Origin of the sequence: Promineifilum sp. (SeqCode), assembly GCF_041918635.1 — a bacterium.
In the GTDB taxonomy this organism is placed as follows: domain Bacteria; phylum Chloroflexota; class Anaerolineae; order Promineifilales; family Promineifilaceae; genus Promineifilum.
In genome coordinates, this window is sequence record NZ_JAYRVJ010000104.1 from 1 (window position 1) to 15,078 (window position 15,078).

9 protein-coding genes are annotated in these 15,078 nt (G+C 64.1%); all 9 read right to left on the reverse strand.

Features of this window, described 5'->3' with window-relative positions; all coding sequences use genetic code 11:
• Positions 1–24 precede the first annotated feature (24 nt).
• Entirely contained in the window at positions 25–1,281 is a 1,257-nt protein-coding gene (locus tag ACE3UY_RS03460; RefSeq protein WP_374686156.1) for a glycosyltransferase family 4 protein, read from the reverse strand.
• 72 nt (positions 1,282–1,353) lie between these two features.
• Positions 1,354–2,376: a GDP-mannose 4,6-dehydratase gene (locus ACE3UY_RS03465; protein ID WP_374686157.1), complete on the reverse strand. Its 1,023-nt coding sequence runs from the start codon at positions 2,374–2,376 to the stop codon at positions 1,354–1,356.
• 63 nt (positions 2,377–2,439) lie between these two features.
• On the reverse strand, positions 2,440–3,354 hold the full coding sequence (locus ACE3UY_RS03470) for a glycosyltransferase (RefSeq protein WP_374686158.1): 915 nt from the start codon (positions 3,352–3,354) through the stop codon (positions 2,440–2,442).
• 267 nt (positions 3,355–3,621) lie between these two features.
• A complete protein-coding gene (locus ACE3UY_RS03475; protein ID WP_374686159.1) occupies positions 3,622–4,902 on the reverse strand; it encodes a glycosyltransferase in 1,281 nt (426 codons plus the stop codon).
• Between the two features lie 109 nt (positions 4,903–5,011).
• The gene (locus ACE3UY_RS03480; protein ID WP_374686160.1) at positions 5,012–6,814 is read right to left on the reverse strand and encodes a right-handed parallel beta-helix repeat-containing protein; all 1,803 of its coding nucleotides are present in this window, start codon (positions 6,812–6,814) and stop codon (positions 5,012–5,014) included.
• Positions 6,811–10,206 (reverse strand): DNRLRE domain-containing protein, encoded by a 3,396-nt coding sequence (locus tag ACE3UY_RS03485; RefSeq protein WP_374686161.1) that lies wholly within the window; start codon positions 10,204–10,206, stop codon positions 6,811–6,813. Before ACE3UY_RS03485 ends, ACE3UY_RS03480 begins: the two co-directional genes overlap by 4 nt.
• A 185-nt stretch (positions 10,207–10,391) precedes the next feature.
• Positions 10,392–12,617, reverse strand: coding sequence for a hypothetical protein (locus tag ACE3UY_RS03490; protein WP_374686162.1), 2,226 nt, complete (start codon positions 12,615–12,617; stop codon positions 10,392–10,394).
• The gene (locus ACE3UY_RS03495; RefSeq protein WP_374686163.1) at positions 12,592–13,614 is read right to left on the reverse strand and encodes a sulfotransferase; all 1,023 of its coding nucleotides are present in this window, start codon (positions 13,612–13,614) and stop codon (positions 12,592–12,594) included. Before ACE3UY_RS03495 ends, ACE3UY_RS03490 begins: the two co-directional genes overlap by 26 nt.
• Before the next feature lie 67 nt (positions 13,615–13,681).
• A complete protein-coding gene (locus ACE3UY_RS03500; RefSeq protein WP_374686164.1) occupies positions 13,682–14,962 on the reverse strand; it encodes a glycosyltransferase in 1,281 nt (426 codons plus the stop codon).
• Positions 14,963–15,078 lie beyond the last annotated feature (116 nt).

Genomic DNA, 15,078 nt, shown 5'->3' on the forward strand with positions numbered 1-15,078 from the left:
TGGTTAGCGATATGAAGATGTGTGCTAGACCGGCAATGGCTGCTCGGCGGCGCGGCGGCCGGCGCCCAACCGCCCAACCAGGGCCACGTAGGCCCCGCCGATCTTCGGCCAGTTGTAGCGTTCGTTGAAGCGCCGGCTGCCATCGCGCAGTTCGTTCAGCCGCGCCGGATCACGGTAGAGGGCGCGCAGACACGCCGCCAGCCCCTCTACGTCGCCCGGCTCGAACAAGGCAACCATCGTGCCGCCGAAGGTGCTCTCGATGGCCGTCGTGCGCGAGGCGATGGCCGGCATGCCCAGGGCGGCATACTCCATCAGCTTGGTCGGCAACAGGCCGTCGGTGAAGGTGTCGTTGTGGTAGGGGACGACGCCCAGGTCAGCGGCACGGACGAAGGGCGGCAACTCGGCCAGCGGCCGCAATTCGTTGTACAGCTCGACGTGGGCGCGCAGGCCTAACTCGTCGATGAGCCGATTCAGTTCGTCGGCGTGCTCCCCCACGCCCAGCAGCGTCAGCCGCACACCCGGCATCTCATCCCGCACCATCGCGACGGCTCGTACGGCCAGGTCCAGGCCATACCGTTCGACCAGTCGCCCGTGGTAGATCAGGTGTAAGCCGCCGGGGTTGTGGGGCAGCGGTTCCGGCACCGGCGACGGCTGGAAGATGCGGTCATCGGCCACATTCATGACGACGCTGCACTTCTCAGCCGGAACACCGCGACGGATGAGCGTCTGCCGCCAGTGCTCGCTGACGGTGATGACGTGATCGGCAAAACGGCAAGAGACGCGCTCCTGCCATAGCACGAGGCGCACTGGCCGGCTGTCGAGCCCCACGCCAAAGCGTGCCGCGTAGAACTCCGGCATCAAGTCGTGAATGTCCAGAATGGCCCGCCCCCCACTCAGCTTGACCGGCAGCGCGGCGAAGATCAGGAAGTCCGGCAGGTTATGGGTTTGAACCACGCGATAGGGAGCCCGCCGGTGAAGCTGCCATGACTTGAGCGCGGCTAGCACCAGAAACATCACGTACTCCACCATCTGGAGGAGCGGCCCGCGCCGCTTGTCGCGGTGGACGGGTAGCCGGTAGATGGCGATGCCATCAATGGTTTCGTGCGATATCTCGTCCTCGCCGCGCAGGCAGATCACATCCACCGCGTAGCCGTGGGCGACGAGCGCCTTGGCCTCGCGCTCTACGCGAGGCTCGCCCACCGGGTAGTGGGCATGGACGATCATGCAGTGCCGGGGCGGAGACTGCGCCGAGTCTGAATAGGGTTGCTGTGACTTGGTCATGAGAGACACTCCGCTGGATTGCTTCCCTCCCGCGGGAGTTCTGGCCCCTTTGAGAGATGGATGGTCAGAATGTTATGCGAATAGATCGGGGTTCTCGCCCACCCAGCGCCAGAGGCGCTCGATGCCTTCTTGCACCCCCACCCGCGGCCGCCAGCCCAACTCGCGCTCGGCCTTGCGGATGTCGCTGACGAAAACCCGTTGGTCGCCCACCCGCCACTCAGCGTAGGTCATCGGGATGGGCCGGCCGGCCAGAAGCTCCAGAATGGGGCCGAACTCGGCCCAAATGGACATAGTGTTCTCCGGGCCGCCGCCCAGGTTGTAGATTTGACCGGCAGCCACGTCTATACGCTCCGCGGCGGCCTCATAGGCAGCGATCAGGTCATCGATCCACAGCACATCGCGCACCTGCTTGCCATCGCCATAGATGGTCAGCGGCCGGCCATACTGCGTGGCGATACAGAAGTGGGCCACCCACCCCTGATCCTCAACGCCCAGTTGGCGCGGGCCATAGATGCATGATTGGCGCATGACGACAGTCCGCAGACCGTACGTGCGCCCATAGTCGCGGACGTACTGGTCACCCGCCCCCTTGGAGCAGCCATAGGGCGAATGGAAGTCGAGAGGATATTCCTCGTCAATGCCGTAGGGGTAGTCCTGGTAGGCGTAGCGCCCGCCATCCTCAGCCGTGGCAACCGACTCCATACCGCCATAGACCTTGTTGGTCGAAGCGTAAAACAGCGCCGCGTCCGGGGCCTTCTGGCGCATGGCCTCCAACACGTTGAACGTTCCCAGGGCGTTAATCTCGAAGTCCTGCCGCGGATCGACAATGGAGGTCGTGACCGCCACTTGCCCGGCCATGTGATAGATGCGCTCCGTATCGGGCGCGAGAGCGGCATTGAGCGCGTTATCGTCGCGAATGTCACCACAGCGAAAGTCGAGCCGCGCCCCATGGCGCTGGCGCAACCACTCCAGGTTCCAGTCCGAACCGCGGCGCGACAGATTGTCGAAGATGGTCACGCGATGCCCGCGTTGCAAATGATAGTCGGCCAGATTGCAGCCGATGAACCCGGCCCCACCCGTAATGAAGACGTTCATACCCACGGCTCTCCTTCGTTTTGATTTTGCTGGCAGTCAGGCGATTTCTCGTCGCCATTAGACCTAGAGCACACTCGCCTTGAGTTGGCTCAGGCGAGTCTGCCACTCTCGTTGACCCTCGCGCCGGAATGCGGCGACCTCTTGCGTCAGTTCCTCATGGCGCGCGCGCATCTCTAGCACGCCGTCGCGAATACCCTCGGCCGTATTGGGCACGTAGAGGGCGCTCTGCCCGAAGACCTCATACAGATATTCCCAATCCGACGTGATCAGCGGCTTGCCGACGGCGACCGCTTCGCAGCCACCCAGTTGCAGGGTATGGTCGCGTGTGGTCAGCACCATCACCGCGTCGGCGGCGCGCAACAACCCCAGATATTCGCCATTCGGGTCCAAAAATCCGGTGAACGTGACGTTGTCCGGCGTGTTGGCGAAAAACTCGGCTGGCTTCTTGCGCTTGTTGCCGGTAATGTAGTAGTGAATGTCGGGCGTTTGGCGGGCCGCTTCTAACACGGCCTCCACCGGCTCGTCGGGGGCAAAAGTGCAAACGAAGGCCATGTTGAACCCGGACGACACCGGAAACGGCTTGCCCTCCGGCAGGTCGAGAAACGGGTCGAACATGACCAGGGACTTGGCGCCCCAGGCCTGCATCAGGTCGGCCCAATGCTGGTTGGTCACGATGTTCATCGCCGCCCGCCGCGCCAGGAAGCGCTGGATGGGCCGCGCCCAATCCCACGCCCGTCCGAAGGCCGCGCTGTGATACTCAAAGACGTAGCGCGCCCCCGTGAGCCGGCAGTACAGATAGACGACCAGCCCGCAGATGAACGGCGGCGTCTGCACGTGCACGGCGTCCGGCCGCTCTTGCATGAGCACGAGCCAGGTGCGGATCGCCTGCAACGCATACTTGAGCGGCGCGTGCAGCGGGTATTGAAAGCGCAGGTAATGGATGCAGCGCAGATCGCCGTTCAGTTCGCGGGCGAACATCTCGCTCCGCCGACTGTAGGGTGCCCACGATACGGCCAGCCAGTTTGTTTTTCCTTGTAGCACCATGAACTCCTCCTGTGCGGGCAAGGTAACCGTAGGGGCGGGTTTGAAATCCGCCCTACATTGAACAGGTATCGTAGGGGCGGGTTTCAAACCCGCCCCTACAGTGAATACGCAAGGTAGGGTAGGGGCAGGTTTGAAACCTGCCCCTACATTGAATACACAAGGTGAGGTAAGGGCGGGTTTGAAACCCGCCCCTACAGTGAATTACGATGACGACCCAAACCAATCAGGCCATAGGGTGGCCGCGAAACGGCGCACGTTCTGCTCCACGTCAAACGTTTCCAGCACGGTGCGGCGGCCGTTGCGGCCTAACTCTTCCCGCAAATCGGGCCGCTCCAGCAGCCGGGCCACCGCGCCGGCCAGCGCCGGCGTATCTTCCGGCGGAACCAGCAGCCCATTTTGTCCGTCCTGCACCAGTTCGGGGATGGCCGACAGGTTGGTGGAGACAACCGGCAGTTGCATGGCCATCGCTTCGGCCAGCACGTTGGGGATGCCGTCCACGTCGCCGTCCTTCGTCTGAAGGCAAGGCAAGACGAACATCGTCGCGTGCCGGTAGTGTTCGATGACCGCCTCATGTGGCAGCGCCCCGTGCAGTGTCACCGTGTCCTCCAGGTGTAGTTCGTTGATGAGCGCCTCCAGGTGCGGCCGGCGCGGCCCTTGTCCCACAATGTGACACGCAAACTCATACCCCTGATCGCGCAGATCGCCGCAACTGCGAATGAGCTGATCCAGCCCCTTGCGTTCGGCCAACTGCCCAACCGAGAGGATAATTGGGGAGCCGTTCGCGTGACCATTGGTGGAGCCGTTGGCCGGGTGGTACTTCGCCAACTCCAGCCCGTGCTTAACGTAGCTCATCTGCCCATCCAGGCTTTGCCCGATGAGCCGCTCGATGTGGGTCTTATTAAAGCGCGTACACGTCACCACGTGGCGCGCACTCAGAACCTTCTCGCGCAGCAGCACCGGGCTGACGTAGATGTCCGCGCCGGCATGGATGGACAGGCTGTAAGGTTTATCCAGCAGTCGCCCCGCCACCAGAGCGATGGTCGCTGCCCGGTCGGCGAAGTGAGCGTGCAATTCGCGGAATGACTGCTTGCGGATCAGGTAAGCGGCATAGACGCCTTCGCCAAAGTGGCAGAGCGACTTGAGCCAGGCCCGCCAGCCAGGATGTGGCCGCGTCATCAGGTAGGCCAACGCGCCGAACAGCCGCCCTGGGTGGCGCAGTGCGAAGTAAAGATGGGCGGCAATGAGCTGGAGCCAGATCATCGGGAACAGGTAGATGACGCCCTCGCGGCACGCCTCTTGCTCAACCGACAGGGGTAGGTCAGCGCGCGGCCGCCGCATGGCAACCACCTGCACGTCCACGCCCCAGCGCCGCAACGTTCGCACCTCGCGGTCGATGAACGTTGTGGTCAGGCTGGGAAATGTGCCAATGAAATAGATCAGCCGCCTTTCCGGCGGACGGGCGGCGTGTAACTTGTCGGTCATAGGTCAGTGAGCAGTAAGCAGTCAGCAGTTTTCAGCAGATCAGTTGAGCGGACCTGGGACCGAGAGAGCAAATGCAGACAGCCACACGCCCTCCCCTAGCCCCTATCCCCTAGTCCCTAGCCCCTATCAGAATGAAGGGCAGACACCACCAGTGGACGCCGGTCTCCAGCTCGATCGTGTTGGATAGAGTCTGGACGTTGCCGCCCGCATCTAGCGCGCTCAACTGGATGGCGTAGCGCGTTTGTGGCGCGAGGTCGGTAAGCGTGTACTCACGGGCGTCGGCCGGGATGTTGTCGAACTCGGTTTGCGTGCCGTCAGCGGCAGTAGCCGTCACCCGCAAGCTGGCTGCATTAGCCTCGTTCAGTTGCGACCAGTTGAGATGAACAGTGGTGTTGTCCACGCTGCCGCTCAAGGCCAGCCGGTACTCGAACACGCCTAGCTCCGGCGTCGCCGAGCGCGGTTGCCCCAAGATGTCCTCGGCCGGCGCATGGGCCGGGTCGGCCTGGCCAATGGCCGGACTGCCCGGCGGCAGTACGGCATACTCCTCTACCAGGCGCAGAAATTCCTGGCGAATCGTGGTATTGCCACTGAGAAAGGCTTCCCCTTCCCAACGCGGCACCACGACCGCGTCATGAAAGAAGTTGAGCAATGGGTCGGCCACCAGAGCGCGGGCGTCGTCCACCGTCGGCGTGAACAGGTCGCCGCCTGGGAGCGGCTGCGGCCCATTCCAGTATAGGTTGTTGTCGAGAATGGCATTGATGACGTCGGCCGGATTGCCCTTGGCGAACTCGTTGTCGTCGGTCTCCTGATAGTAAGACCCCATCGAGCCGGTCGGGTCAGACCAGATGTTGTTGTAGAAAGCGATATTCTCGTTGACCGGATTGAGGTCCTTCAGCGCGATCCACATGGCATAGGCCGACGACGGGAAATCGCCGACGGTGGTATTGTTGGCGAAGACGACATCCCGCGCGCCGCGCACGCCGAGGACAGAATAGGCATTTTGGGGCGAGTTGCCGATGAACAGGTTGTTCTCGATCGTCACGTCCTTGGCCTCATGAAAGGCCTTGCCGTCGTTGCCAACCTGGATGATCGTTTCCAGACCGCCCTGCCAGTTGAGGAAGATGTTGCGCCGGACGGCGATGCGCTCGCTGCCCTCCAACCCATCGACCCCTTCGTTGCTGTCCTTGATCGTGATAAACGAATGGCTCGTCTCGCTGATCGGCCGCGCGCTGCCGGCGAAGTCGTTGAAGAAGATGTTGTCCTGAATGACGACATCGGTCACACTGTTGACGTCGATGTGCTCATCGGTCGGCCCCTGGTTGTAGAACACGTTGTTCTCGATCAGAACATTACGCGCCCCACTGAGCACCTTGACGAGGTCGTTGTTGTAGGAATCGCGGATGATGTTGTTGCGCAGTGTGATCCATTCCGACAAATGATCCTGGCTGCCGTCTATCTGGATAACCAGAGGCGAGGCGGCTGGGCTGGTGTGCCGGAAAACGAATCCCTCCAGAGTGATGTTCCGCGCGCCGGATACGCTAACCACCAGACCGGCATGCTGGATCGCGGCGCGATAAGGGTTGACGGCCTTGAAAGTCGTCGGCGTGGTGAACTGCCGGTTTAGTCGCTGCGGGCCATAGTAGTTGCCATCGTAGAACCAGATGGTGCAATGGTTGTCAGCCGCCGCTTCCGAGGCGTGCTCCAGCGTCATCCAGGGCGCGTCCGCCGTGCCGGGGTTGGCATCATTCCCCAGCAACGGCGGCGCGACCCAGTATTCACAGGCGCTCTCGTCCGGCGCCGGCTCAACAGTCTGAGCCGACGCCGGAGCCGCTGCCGGCCCAAAGAGCAGGAGCGACATTGGCAGCAGCGCGCTGGCGAGCAAGAAGCCTAGCGCCGAGCTAAGAACTCTCACGGTATATCAACTCCGTCTACATCATCGCCCGCCAGCCCCCAGGCGCTGCCGTCGAAGGCCAGGGTCGTCTGGTAGGTGCAGGTCGTATTGGCCCCCAGCGTGCCGGGGGTGCAGGTGAACACATCCTCGTTTGCTCCGGAGAGGCCGGGAACGGCGAACGCGCCCACGTCGGACAGGTAGAGGCGGCCATTGGCGGCCACGGCAAAGCCGTCCACGTCCTCGGCGCTGGTCAGACTCACGTCCGAGCCGTCGAAGTAGAAGGCCCACGTGCCGCTGGTCGTCGCGCCCAGGGTGGTGGGCGTGAAGGCCAGCACGTCCTCGTCTGTCTCGCCGCTGATGTTGGGCACATCGACCGCGTTCAGCGTCGAGATCAGGATGCGACCGTCGCTCAACAACTCCAGAGCATCGATGTCTTCCCCACTGGTCGTGAGGCCGACGTCGTCGCCATCGAAGTAGAGGCTGAACGCGCCGGCGGTGTTGGCCCCCAGCGACGTGGCGTCGAAGCGCACGATGTCAGTCTCGGTCACTGTGCCCGACACGCCGGGGATACTGCCGTCCGATTCAAAGGACAGAAGGATGCTGTCTGCGTCCAGGAAGGCGAAGGCGTCCACGTCGCGCGTCACCCCCACGTCCGAGGCGTCGAACAACATGCTCCACGCGCCGTTGTTCAGCAAGATGATGTCCTCATCCATGACGCCGGTGAGCGTACCCACGGTCGTCGGGCCGCTGTTCAGCAGCGACAGCCGGATCGCGCCGGTGGGCTGCGGCGTCGGCGAAGGCGTCGGCGTGTTGGTCGGCGTTGGCGTGTTGGTGGCCGTCGGCGTCTGTGTCGCCGTGCCGGTGGCTGTCGGTGTCGCTGTCTCGGTCGGCGTATTGGTGACAGTAGGCGTGTTGGTGACTGTTGGCGTCTGTGTCGCCGTGCCGGTGGCTGTCGGTGTCGCTGTCTCGGTTGGCGTATTGGTGATCGTCGGCGTGGCCGTTTCGGTCGGCGTGTTGGTCGGCGTGGCCGTGTCAGTAGGCGTCGCCGTATCCGTCGGCGTGGCCGTCGGGCCGCTGGCAACCTCCAGGATCAACTGCGGGATCGTCGTCGCGTTGCCTTCACTCGAACGATAGTCCGCGCCATCCGTGGAGACCGCGACGATGCGCAGGCTGTAGGTCCCGTTGCCGGTCACATACCCGGTCAGCGGGATTTCGTACCAGGTATTGCTGGCCACCGCGCCCAACGCGCCCAGCACGCCCGGTTGGGCCGCCGGCGCGTTGTTCCAGTTGACCGTCGCCTCATTCCAGGTGTTGGCCGCGCCGTGGATCTCGCCGCCCAGGTTGGACGTGCCTACGCTGTAGATGCGCAGCCGCGCCCCGGTCACCGTCTGGTTGATGCCGGAGACCACGAACTTCAGCAGCGAGTGCGCTACCGGGCTGCCATCGACCTCCAGCGTCGTCAGCGCGCCGTAGTTGGTCGTGGCGTTCGTCTGGTTGATCGACGCGTCCTCAATGGCGTTGAACGTCAGGTTCGGCACCGGCGTGGAGGTCGGCGATGGCGTCAGGCTGGGCGTCGGCGTGTTGGTGACAGTCGGCGTATCGGTCGCCGTCGGCGACGGGCCGATGGTCGCCGTCGCCGTGGGCGTGGCGCTTGGCCCCGTAGTCGGGGTGGCCGAAGGGGTGGCCGTCGGGCCGCCGACCAGACCCAGAGCAAACTCATACATCTTGCCGTCGTTTTCGTTCGGGTCCTGGCCGTTGTCCACGCCGCGGCTGACCATATACATATTCTTCGAGCCCGGGTCCTGGCTGCCAGGAGCCATCGCCAGACCCGACCGCGCGATACGCCCGGCGGCCGTCAAACTGTAGTTAGTCACGACCGCGCCGGCCGTCGTCAGTTCCAGCATAAAGTCGTCGCTGTGGTTGGTGCTGACGACGAACAAGTGGTTGGTGTCCGCATCGAACTCGATCCCTTCCGGGTCGCGGAGGCCCAGCACGGACGTATCGAACTGGCCCGCCAGGGTGTCATCCCCGCCGCCCACCACGCCGTTGGCCCCCAGACCAACCCGGTAGACCTCCAGCGACACGCCGCCCGAGATGAAGATGCTGTTCAGCCCGTAGGCAATGCCCTCGGCATCGTCAATCCCGAACAGGTTCATGACGTTGATGGAGGTGACGGTGTCGTTGCCGTTGCAGTAGATGCCGTCAACCAGGTTGACTTCATAGATGCTGTTGGCGTTGTCATCGGAGAAGAAAATATGGTCATTGTTCGGATTGACCGCCGCGCCGGTGGGCTCGTTGGAGAAAGAAGTCGTCGTGCAGTGGGCCATCTGCGTTCCGCCCATGGTGGTGTCGAAGACGTTGAAGCCCTGGAAGTCGGGATGACCCTCTTCCACCTCGCTATCGGAGACCACCAGACGGCCGACCGACGGCCGGTAAGCCAATCCGGCCGGGTCGGGGGCGGAGGGACTCCAGGCCGCCTTGGACATGTCAACGATCCGCACCAAACTGGCCGGGACCAAGGGGCCTGGCGGCGCGGCCGGCTCGATAAACGACAATTCAAAGACCTGGCCTTTAGTCTGGCCGGCGCCGCTGTCGGCGACGTAGAGGTTCATGTTCGCCGCGTTGTCGGTCGGGTCGGCGCTAGGGGCGACGACCATGCCTTGCGGGTCGATCATGTTCAGTTCGGCCACGTCGTACTCGGCCTGGATGCGGCCATTGGTGGTCAACTCATAGATGATCCGATTGCCCACGTCGCCGATATAGATGCGCCCATTGCCGGGGTTGTAGGCCAGACCGCGCACCGTGATCCCATTCAACTCGCGCAGCCGCGTGCGGCGGATGCTGCCGGTTCCGCCCGCACCCAGGTCGGAAAGGGGATCGGCCAGGTTCGTCTTGACCTCATACAGCCACGGCCCATCGGCGTCCAGGACGAACAGGCGGCTGCCGGCCTCGTCCACCGCCGTGCCCTGCAAGTTGACGCCGCGCAGGATGCGCGCGTCCCGCCGCTTGGGCGCCTGCGAGCCGGGCGGGCGCAAGCCGTTCGCGCCCACCTGGAGCTGGAGCAATTCCTGTCCACTCCGGTCGAACGCGATCAGCCGGTTGTTAACGCCCACGAAGGCGGTGTTGACCGGATCGGTGAACGTCAGGGCCAGACCGTTTGTGCCAATGGGGTCGGCGAACGGGCTGAAGACGGAAATGGTCGACGCCGCGTCCGTGCTGGCCGGCGCGGCGTCCTGCCCGGCGGCCACGAAGCGGTTGGTCGCCGCGATGTGGGTCAGGCCGACGGGATTGGTTACATTGAGATCGGCTGCCCCAATGGCGCGGACCATGTACCAGAAATTGTTCTGCGTCTGCGACCGCACGGTCGAGATCGTGAAACCGAGCAGCGCCAAGACCAATACCAAGATCAACACCCGGATGCTCAACAAGCGCGACAGACGCTGTCCCGGTTGCACAGTCCGCTCCGCTTTGTTATCAGCCAACCATCCTTTAATTTTCACCATTCACTCTCCCGCTGCGGTTGCAGCTCGCCAATGTATCAGAACTCGGGACAAGCCCCTCTCGCCGGTAGGGCGATTTGGTCAATCGCCCTACGCCGTTACGGTATTTGGATCGCATCGACATCGTCAGCGCCCAATCCCCAGGCGCTCCCATCGAAGTACAGGGCTGGTTCGAAGTTGCAGCCGGTGTTCGCGCCCAGAGTGGTCGGCCGGCAGATGAATACATCCTCGTCGGCGACGACCGAGCCAGCTAGGTTGATGTTGGCGGCGGTCGTCAGGTAGATGTCGCCGTTGGCGGCCACGTCCACGCCGTCGATGTTGGCCGTGGGCTTGATGCCCACGTCGCTGCCGTCAAAGTAGAGCGACCACGTCCCGGCGGTGTTCGCGCCGAGTGTGGTCGGCGTGAAGGCCACCAGTTCATCGGCGCGCCCGCTCAGGCCGTTGACCCCGAAAGCGCCCACGGTTGCCAGCACCAGCCGGCCATCCGGCAGCAGGTCAATCGCGTCAACGTCCTCGGCCGCTGTCGTTAGCAGTACGTCGCTGCCGTCGAAGTAGAGGCTGAAGTTACCGGCGGTATTGTTGCCCAGCGACGTGGCGTCGAACCGGACGATGTCCGAGTCGTCCACCACGCCCAGCGACCCAATCGCGCCCGGCTCCATGAAGGACATCAAGATCGAGTCCGCGTCCACGATGTGGAACGCGTCCAGATCGCGCGTCGTCAGGCCGACGTCGGAACCGTCGAAGAACAGGCTCCAGGCTTGGCCGTCGTAACGGAGAATGTCTTCATCCCCCGTGCGCGGCAAGCCCAGCGCGACGGACGTGGCGGCGGCGTGTGAGATGTAGATAGGCCCTGACTGCGGCAACGGCGGCAGGTTGGCGAGGGTTACCTCGTAGAGCCGGCCATCGTTCTCGTTAGGATGGGTATCGTTGTCAAGCATCCTGTCCACGATGTAGGCGCTCATCTTGCCCGCGACCTGAGTGCTCGGCCCGATGCCGACGCCGGAGGGCAACACGGTATTCAGCGGCCCGATGTTGAAGACATTGATGACCTTGCCGGCCAGCGAGACCTCGAACAGGGATTCCCGTTCGAGCCGGCTGACGAAAAACAGCGTCTGCCGCTGTGGGTGAAAGCCGACGCCCTCGGGATCGCGGATGCCCAGCGCGTTGGTGTCGAAGTGATTGACCAGCACGTCATCGCCGGTCGGCGACCGCCCGTCGAAGATGCCGTTCGGGCCGGGTGAGACGATGTACAGTTCAGCTCCCAGACCATCGGCGATGAACAGTTTGCCCTGGCCGAAGGCGATACCCTCCGGGTCCTGGCTGCCGTACGCCCTCGCGTCAATGGAAGTCACACTGTCGTCGGCGGTGCAGTAGGCCTTGTCCGGACCTAGATGAACTTCAAAGACCTCGTCCGCGTTGTCATCGGAGATAAAGATCGATCCGTTGGTCGGGTTCACCGCCACGCCGACCGGCTCGTCGGAAAAGTCCGTCACGTCGCACGTGCCGGCAAGTTGGCCGGCGCGCGTCGCCCGGAAGATATTGACGCCCTGGAAGACGCCCGTCTCCTCCACCTCGCCGTCGCCGATCACCAGTTGTTGTAGACCGGGGTGGTAATCCACGCCCGCCGGGTCAGGGCTGGGGGGCGACCAGAGCGAGGTTCGGACCGTCCGAAACTGGAGGACGGCTGCGGGGGACGGGCCTTGCGCCGGGGCTTGTAAAACAGTGGCCGGTGGTGCGCGCAGATAAAGCTCGACGATTCGGTCGCTCTCGCCGTGTGCCCCCTTGTCGAGTACGTAGAGGCTGCTCGTCGCCGGCTCGTCGGTCGGGTCGCCGCTGGGCGCAATCAGGAGCACCTGCGGCTCGAAGTCGTCCAGCTCGCTCACGTCCAGGACGCCGACTGTCTGGCCGTCATTGTTGCTGACCAGGATAGCACGCCCATCGGCGGCCACGGTGTAGAGGTCGCCGGTAGCCGCGTCGAGGGCCGCGTTCGGCGACCCGGCCAGCGCCGCGACTGGGCCAGCATTCGCCTCATCGACACCTAGCACATCGCCTGCCAGATTCACTCGAACGCTGCTAGCAGCGGGCCTATTCAGGCCCCCCTGCTCTCCCCATATATGGAACTGACCGCTGGCGGCATCAAACGCCAGACCATTTATTCGCGCCAGACCCAGGTCGGCCGCGGCCCATGACCGCGCCTCGTGCCAGTAGGCATTCGGGGGCTGTGAATAGACGGAGGAGACGGCCAGCCCGAACAGCAGGGCAAGCGCCAAAACCGTCCGCGCCAGGCGAAGGTGACCGCTACGCCGTTTCGTGAATGAGTTCATGATCTTCCTCCCTTGCTGACTGCGCGTCGTTTCCCGCCTGCTTAGGCGGCGCGCCGGTTCGCTTGCGGACTTCCGCCAGTTCCGTTGACATCCACCACCCCGCGAATCGGGCAAATTGCATGGGCATCCGGCGCGTCAAATAGCGCGCCCGCTCGCCTGGCTCAAACGCCGGCTCTACCAACTCATACCCATTGGTCACCATTTCGCGCCCGCATATTCGCTGCAAAAAAGCGATCTCCGAGGCAGACAGGACGGTGCGAAAGCGACCGATGGAGCGGGTGGAGATGACGCCCGGCTCGATCTTGTCGAAAGAACTGTTGCCCCCGCTCTCCCGGTACTCGTTCGCGCCCTGCATGGTCAGCATGGCCGGCGAGTACGGTTCGTCCAGGAAGTCGCACAGTTCGCGCAGCGACGCTTCCGGGTTCTGGGCCAGCGACTCGTAGCGAACGATGCGGTAGTTGCGCGGGTAACGGCGCACGTTGCGCCGGCCATTGCGCATGGCCATCAACCAGCGCGCCGCCGACGCGCCCAGCCGCGGGTTATCCTTGCCAAAGCGCTTGCGCACCGAGGCGTAGCGATCGCGCGGGTCGCGCACCATCTGGATCACCTTGGCGTCGGGGAACTCGTGGAGGATGTCATCGGCGTAGCGCTCGATGTGCAGCGACTTGTCGCCCCAGCGCGGCTTGCCCAATCGCTCGGCATGATGCTCGTGCAGCAGGGCGAACAACCGGCCGTAACTCGGCTCGCCCTGCCAATACTCGCGCCGGAGGCGGTCGGGGTCGGGCTGGAGGTGGCGCATCTTGTGGTAGTGGGTCATGTCGTGCAGGCAGCGCTCGAAGTTCTCCAACTGGCGCATGTCGCCATAGTAACCGTAGAAGTAGCGCCACATGTTGCTGCGGCGCATCATGGCGATGTTCGGGTGCGACGCCAGTAACGCATACATCAACGTAGTACCGCTGCGGTCGGGGCCGCCGATGAAGATGGGGTTTTGTTTCATAGTATTGGGGAGCGGGGGGGCGGGGGAGCAGGGGCGAATTCTTTCCCTAGCCCCTAGTCCCTGACCCCTAGCCCCTATTAAAGAGCGCCAGGTGTTCGGCGGCCTGTTGGCGCGCGCCGAAGTTCGTTTCAATATGGTGGCGGGCGGCCTCGCCCATGGCCGCGGCCCGCGCCGGGTCGGCCAGCATGGCGGCGATGGCCCGCGCCAGCGCTTCCGAATCCCCCGGCGGGACGAGCAGGCCTGTCTCGCCGTGGGTCAATACTTGCCGCGTCCCGGAGACCTCGGTGGCGACGATGGGTAAGGCGCTGGCCATCGCCTCGACCAGGGCCATGGACAGACCCTCCCAGAGCGACGGCAGCACAAAGAGATCGGCCGCCGCCAGCAGCGCCGGCACATCCTGGCGCGAGCCCAGCAGGTGGACGCGCTGCTCCAGACCGCGCGCGGCGATCCGGTCGGTCAGGTCTTGCCGCAGTTCGCCGTCGCCGGCGAACAGAAAACGGGCCGTCGGGAACTGTTCGGCCAGAGCGGCGGCGGCGTCGATCAGGTAGCGGTGGCCCTTCTGCTCCTTGAGCGTGGCGACCACGACGATGGCGCGGTCGCCCTCCTCCAGGCCCAGCCCGCGGCGCATGGCCGTCCGGTCGACCGCTGCCCGGTAGCGCCCGGCGTCGACGCCGTTGTTGATGACGACGATCTTCTCGGCCGGCAGGGGCATGGTCGCCAGAATAGAAGTCTTCACCTCCGGCGCGACGGCGATGAGACCGTTGGCCCAGCGCGCGCCCAGCCGATAGAGCAGGTGGTGCGCCCGGCGCTTGGGCGCCAACAGCCACCTATGGAGGCTGCGGCCTTTCGGCATGTGGTCGGATCGCAGGTCGAAGTTGGCGTTGTGGAACGTCCAGTAGACCTTCAGGCCGCGACCGCCCTGGCCGGCCTTCAGAGACAGCGCCAGGAAGTCAAGGCTGCGCAACAGGTGGGTTTGGACGACCTCGATCTGGTAGCGCCCGATCAGGTCGAGCAGCGTCCGCCGCAGGCCCAGCATCTCCCGCGCGAACGCCGGCAGGTCCACCACTGTCTTGCGCCGGTCGGGCAGCACCTCCACCGGGATGCCCAGCGCCTCGATGTCGCGGCGCAGGGGGCCGTCGCGCAGGGTGCAAACCACCACCGGGCAGCCGGCCGTCGCCAGTTGCTCGGCCAGGGTGCGCACGACTTCCTGTGCGCCGCCGATGTCGAGGTTGCTGACGAGTTGCATGACTCGCAGCCCCTCTCCCCAACCCTCTCCCACAGGGAGAGGGCGCGTCACCTCGCCCACCGGGAGAGGGTTAGGGTGAGGGCTAGTAATTGCCGAGTTCATTGACTTCTCGCTGATGATCCCAACCCCAATTGGCCTGCTCAAAGGCATCGCGGGCCGACAGCAGTTTGCGCGTCGGCCCGTTCGTTTCAAAGTATGAATTCCAATACTGCACGGAA

Bases quoted from the DNA above. Each gene is read 5' to 3' on its own strand.
- ACE3UY_RS03470 (WP_374686158.1), bottom strand. From the start codon at position 3,354: ATGTTCGCCCGCGAACTGAACGGCGATCTGCGCTGCATCCATTACCTG.
- ACE3UY_RS03500 (WP_374686164.1), bottom strand. From the start codon at position 14,962: ATGAACTCGGCAATTACTAGCCCTCACCCTAACCCTCTCCCGGTGGGC.
- ACE3UY_RS03475 (WP_374686159.1), bottom strand. From the start codon at position 4,902: ATGACCGACAAGTTACACGCCGCCCGTCCGCCGGAAAGGCGGCTGATC.
- ACE3UY_RS03460 (WP_374686156.1), bottom strand. From the start codon at position 1,281: ATGACCAAGTCACAGCAACCCTATTCAGACTCGGCGCAGTCTCCGCCC.
- ACE3UY_RS03495 (WP_374686163.1), bottom strand. From the start codon at position 13,614: ATGAAACAAAACCCCATCTTCATCGGCGGCCCCGACCGCAGCGGTACT.
- ACE3UY_RS03465 (WP_374686157.1), bottom strand. From the start codon at position 2,376: ATGAACGTCTTCATTACGGGTGGGGCCGGGTTCATCGGCTGCAATCTG.
- ACE3UY_RS03490 (WP_374686162.1), bottom strand. From the start codon at position 12,617: ATGAACTCATTCACGAAACGGCGTAGCGGTCACCTTCGCCTGGCGCGG.